General features: G+C 39.5%; 6 protein-coding genes. 2 read left to right on the forward strand and 4 right to left on the reverse strand.

What is annotated here, in order from left to right:
• Positions 1–476: 476 nt before the first annotated feature.
• On the forward strand, positions 477–1,232 hold the full coding sequence (locus CW749_RS05485; protein ID WP_101111046.1) for a DUF3944 domain-containing protein: 756 nt from the start codon (positions 477–479) through the stop codon (positions 1,230–1,232).
• A gap of 306 nt (positions 1,233–1,538) precedes the next feature.
• On the opposite strand, the gene CW749_RS05495 is transcribed toward CW749_RS05485, so the two are convergent.
• The 4 genes from CW749_RS05495 to CW749_RS05515 all read right to left on the reverse strand — a co-directional run bounded on the left by CW749_RS05495 (position 1,539) and on the right by CW749_RS05515 (position 3,724).
• Entirely contained in the window at positions 1,539–1,874 is a 336-nt protein-coding gene (locus CW749_RS05495; protein WP_145997825.1) for a hypothetical protein, read from the reverse strand.
• A 347-nt stretch (positions 1,875–2,221) separates the two neighbouring features.
• On the reverse strand, positions 2,222–2,713 hold the full coding sequence (locus CW749_RS05505; RefSeq protein WP_101111050.1) for a hypothetical protein: 492 nt from the start codon (positions 2,711–2,713) through the stop codon (positions 2,222–2,224).
• Entirely contained in the window at positions 2,679–3,023 is a 345-nt protein-coding gene (locus tag CW749_RS05510; protein ID WP_101111054.1) for a hypothetical protein, read from the reverse strand. Before CW749_RS05510 ends, CW749_RS05505 begins: the two co-directional genes overlap by 35 nt.
• 446 nt (positions 3,024–3,469) lie before the next feature.
• Positions 3,470–3,724, reverse strand: coding sequence for a hypothetical protein (locus CW749_RS05515; RefSeq protein ID WP_101111051.1), 255 nt, complete (start codon positions 3,722–3,724; stop codon positions 3,470–3,472).
• Between the two features lie 11 nt (positions 3,725–3,735).
• Here CW749_RS05515 and CW749_RS05520 point away from each other — a divergent pair, with 11 nt between their 5' ends.
• Positions 3,736–4,437, forward strand: coding sequence for a hypothetical protein (locus CW749_RS05520; protein WP_101111052.1), 702 nt, complete (start codon positions 3,736–3,738; stop codon positions 4,435–4,437).
• Positions 4,438–5,252: the final 815 nt, after the last annotated feature.

The following is a 5,252-nucleotide window of genomic DNA, read 5'->3' on the forward strand; positions in this document are numbered from 1 at the left end:
TATAGCGCTTTGATAATTCAAAGTTTGTAAGGGATTCGAAAGTCGCTGGCTTCGGTGTTTTAAATTCGATTCCTTAACCAACATCAAGGTGGTTAACTCAGCGCAAACCAAGTTGCTGCAAGCTTTCAAAACCAATTAGGAACGCTAGATTTTGAAGCTTGGTTTTCAGTTTGTTCTTCTAAATTCTTGACTGAATCGGTGTTTTGGGTTTTGTGGTCTGGTTACAGAAGGTTTTGTTGGCTAAGATGCTGTTCACTGAATGCAAGCTAAGTACTTCATTGCCAAGCGAGTTTGTTACTTGTATCGCTCTAACCAACAGTTCAAGCAGACCAAAAACGCGTGGCATTTTTAGTTTGCGGTGAGTTTTGTGTTTAGGGTAGCTTGCAGAAACCGCATTTGTACGTTTTTGGCTACTTAACTGGGCGTTAGCAGTACAAGTTAGTTGTTGTAAATAAAATAGTAATAAAGGAAAAAAAATGGCTTACAGATATGATAGTGATTTAGAGTTTTTAGGAGCAATTAAATCAGAAGACCTTGGTGACTTAGTTTATTGTTTAACTCACGATAAAGATGGTGAGGAGCGCTTTACTGAAGAGCTTACTCAGCACGCTAAATATAAAAGGCACTATCCAGATCATGCGATGTACTGGGAAGAAATAGCTGCAGAAATGCAATGTTTTGGTGCCAACACTTTTGTGACTCTTTTACGTGGCGGTAAAGGCGTCGAATATAAGGAAGTGTTGACTGATGTCTGCGATAAGATGAAAGTAAATTACAATAAAAACTCTAGTGTCGAAAAGATTGAGCAAAATTTGCTAATGAAAATTCTCGAGGAAGCTATTGAAAAAATGTCACCGGAAGAGCTCAAAGAATTGGCATTGAGTACTGGTGTAAAAAATACTTCAGGTATAACGAAAGAAGCAATGGTTGGTGTTTTTCAGGCGGTATTCCGTGCTGGAGGTTTCAAGTCATATCAGCTAACGCTAATTATCGTAAATGCGGTGGCTAAAGCTCTAATTGGTCGCGGCTTAACGTTCGCAGGTAATGCTGCGCTTACTAGAACAATGGCGGTTTTGACCGGACCAATTGGTTGGGCTATTACTGGTCTGTGGACAGCGGTTGATGTTGCTGGTGCTGCATACCGTGTAACAATCCCTGCTGTAATTCAAGTATCCGTTTTGAGGCAAAAACATATCTATGAAAAACAAGCTGAAGAAGTTGAGTTTTCGTAAGATATACTGCTAACAATTTGTTTAAGAGTGATTCGCAACGCTTGGCATTTTTGCTATGCGTTGCGTTTCGTGTTTAAGGTGGTATGCGGCTGCACCGGTATTGCGTTGCTCATACCTTAACAAGGCGTTATAGCGCTTTGATAATTCGGGGTTTGTAAGGAATTCGAAAGTTGCTGGCTTCCGTGTTTTTGAGTTCGATTCCTTAGCCTGAGTCAAGGTGGTAAATCCTGGCAAGCCAAGCCGTTGTAGGTTTCAAAACCATTCAGCTTCATCAGGTTTTGAAAGTTTGGCTTCCGGCTAGTTTTCCTAAATTCTCGACTGAATCGGTGTTTTGGGATTTGTGGTCTGGTTGCAGAGAATTTTGTTGGCTAAGATGTAGTTCATTGAATGCAAGCTAAGTGCTTCATTGCCAAGCGAGTTTGTTACTTGTATCGCTACAACAAACAGTTCAAGCAGACCAAAAACGCGTGGCATTTTTAGTTTGTGTTGAGTTTTGTGTTTAAGGTAGTTTGCAGAAACCGCATTTGTACGTTTTTGGCTACTTAACTGGGCGTTATAGCGCTTTGAAAATTCAAGGGGGGTAAGGCTCTCGAAAATTGCTGGCTTCAATGTTTTTGAGTTCGATTCCTTAACCTGAATCAAGTTGGAGAATCATCGCAAGCCAAGCAGTTGTAGGTTTCAAAACCATTCAGCTTCATCAGATTTTGAAGTTAGGCTTCCGGCTCGTTTCCCTAAATTCTCGACTGANNTTTTGTTGGCTAAGATGTTGTTCATTGAATGCAAGCTAACTGCTTCATTGCCAAGCGAGTTTTCTGTTTGTATCGCTCTAACAAACAGTTCAAGCAGACCAAAAACGCGTGGCATTTTTAGTTTGCGTTGAGTTTTGTGTTTAGGGTAGTTTGCAGAAACTGCATTTGTACGTTTTTGGCTACTTAACTGGGCGTTATACAACTAGAGCAAGTACTTAAGTTGGAGTACTTGCTCAAAGCCTATTTAAACGCGGAGATAGCATCAAAGGGGAACTGATATTGGTTAAGTTTGGAGATCCTTTTTAATTGATCATGATCTAAGGTATCTAAAATAGCTTGGATTTCACTGTTAGGCTTATCATAGCTGCGAAGTTTTAAATACTCATCTAGAGCTTTTCTTTCACCATAGACAGCGAGTTCAAAAGCCGCGTTAATATAAGCGCTTTCCTCTAGTTGTGCACATCGTTTTGTCGCTTTCTTTGAAAGCTCTAAAATAATCGCCTTCTGAGCTATCAGTGACTGCTCCTTTAACCATTTATCCTCTATTTTTACTGGTCGTTTTTTAAGTGTTGAGCAGATTTCTAGTTTTTCATTTAAGTTTACGTAAGTCTCTGCGAGCAGTTTTTGTGAGCTTTCTATGGTGTTAACTAATTCTGCATTTGTAAGGCATGGGGTTAAAGCAAGTGCTAATCCGATCTTACAGCGAGTTAAAAACACATTTCCAAAAATCATAATCCTTCCCCATACCAAACATCATTTCTCTTTCAGCTATATTTTCAAGACGAACTCTCTTTATCTCCGGTATCGCCATCATAGCTTCATTAAATAGTTTCCAATCATAGGTAGAAGCATTCCAACCTGCACTGGTAAGTGCAACACCTCGGTATGAGCTACGTCCCGCAAAAATTTGATAAAACGGCAAAAGTGCGACGATTTTATCTAAGTAGTTACTCATCTTTATAACGTTGTTCATTTCATCGATAGCTGTTAGTGTCCTTTTTGAAGGTCGATAGCCATCAATGCTGCAGAAGTCGCTCTTCATTTTTATTACCTGCCTAAGCCAATATTCAGACATCATAATTCACTAACTCGCTGGAAGTTAATGGTTTGTTGGGCTTAATTGAATATAGATCACTGGATGGCAGGTTTTCGCTTGGCATTAGGCAATATTGTGCTCATGTATCTAACGTTGTATAACAAAAGCTTCAAACCGACAAACAACGCGTGGCATTTCTAGTTTGCTGTGAATTTAGTGTTTAAGGCGTAATGCAGCGGCTTGTTTTGTACGTTGTCTGCGGTTTAAGCTGGCGTTATAGCGCTTTGATAATTCTAGGTTTGTAAGGTTATCGAAAGTTGCTGGCTTTCGTGCTTTTGAGTTCGATTCCTTAACCTGAATCAATGTGGTAAATCCTCGTAAGCCAAGCCGTTGTAGGTTTCAAAACCATTCAGCTTCATCAGATTTTGAAGTTAGATTTCCGGCTAGTTTTCCTAAATTCTCGACTGAATCGGTGTTTTGGGTTTTGTGGTCTGGTTGCAGTCAGTTTTGTTGGCTAAGATGCTGTTCATTGAATGCAAGTTAAGTGCGTCATTGCCAAGTAAGTTTGTTATTCGTTGCGCTACAACAAACAGTTCAAGCAGACCAAAAACGCGTAGCATTTTAAGCTTGCGTTGAGTTTTGTGTTTAGGGTAGTTTGCAGAAACGGTATTTGTGCGTTTTTGGCTACTTAACTGGGCGTTATACAAATAGGTATTCAATGGACATTGATGAAGTTAGAAATAAATACTTGAAACTAGTTAAGGGCACAACTTCTACGCTCGATTATCTAAGTGAAGAACTCTATTCTGAATTTTCTACTCAGATTAGTGAATGCAAATGTGAATTAGACCGTATCGAAAGTGAGTTAAGTGCGGTGGATAACTCTAACATTAGTGTTGACTGTTACAATGACCTGATAGCTCGTCAAATGGAAAATCAGATTGAGTTGGAGTATGTTGAATCGAAGGTATATGTAATTAGAGAGCTTGAGGTTATCTATAAATATAGAAATATCGAAATTGCTCTAAAGCACTTTATCTCTTTAGCTTATCCTGACGCTGATACTCATGGACTTTATAATTGGGATGCACTAAAAGAGCTCACCAAGTCTAAGGGCGCTAGTATTTCTCAAGCAAAACATTATCAGTTAATTAACGATTTGCGTAGAGTGTCGAATGCTTTGAAGCATTCGAATCAGATTACAAATGATGTCAAAAAAGCCAATATCAAAGAATTTAAAGGTCTAAACGCTTTTTGCGGTAACTCGCTTGGTGAGTTCTATAAACGTGTTGAGCCTAGTGTCAGTGAGTTTTACATTTCATTTTGTGGACTTTTACTTTCATCATTAGGTGACAGTGAATCTGAATGGTTAGAGCTCTTTAAACCATACGTGAGCGATGACCCAGAGATACCATTCTAAAATTTGTATAACAAACAATTCAAGCAGACCAAAAACGCGTGGCATTTTTAGTTTGCGGTGAATTTAATGATTAAGGTGGTTTGCAGGAGCGACATTTGTACGTTTTTGGCTACTTAATTGGGCGTTATAGCGCTTTGATAATTCAAGGGTTATAAGGTTGTCGAAAATTGCAGGCTTCAGTGCTTTTGAGCTTGTTTCCTCAGCCATATCCAAGGTGGAAAATTCTCGCAAGCCAAGTCGTTGTAGGTTTCAAAACTATTCAGCTTCATCAGATTTTGAAGTTTGGTTTCCGGCTAGCTTTCCTAAATTCTCGACTGAATCGGTGTTTTGGGTTTTGTGGGCTGGTTGCAGAAGCTCACTTTGGCTAAGATGTCGTTCATTGAATGTAGCCAAAATGCTTCGTTACCAAGTGAGTTTGTATGCTTGGTACGCTACAACAAACGCTTCAAGCGGACTGCCAACGCGTGGCACTTTAGGTTTGCAGTAATTATTGTGTTTAAGGCGTAATGCGGTAGCCGTTGTATTGCATTGGCAGCCACTTAAGCGGGTGTTATAGCGCTTTGATAATTCTAGGTTTGTAAGGTTATCGAAAGTTGCTGGCTTTTGTGTTTTTGAATTCGATTCTTCAACCATATCTATGGTGGAAAGTTCTCAGCAAACCAAGTTGCTGTAAGCTTTTAAAACCAATTAGGTTAGCCAAATTTTGAAGTTTGGCTTCCGGCTAGCTTTCCTAAATTCTCGACTGAATCGGTGTTTTGGGTTCTGTGGTCTGGTTGCAGAAGGTTTTTTTGGCTAAGATGCTGTTCATTGAATGT

This window comes from Vibrio sp. vnigr-6D03, assembly GCF_002835515.1.
Taxonomy (GTDB): domain Bacteria; phylum Pseudomonadota; class Gammaproteobacteria; order Enterobacterales; family Vibrionaceae; genus Vibrio; species Vibrio penaeicida.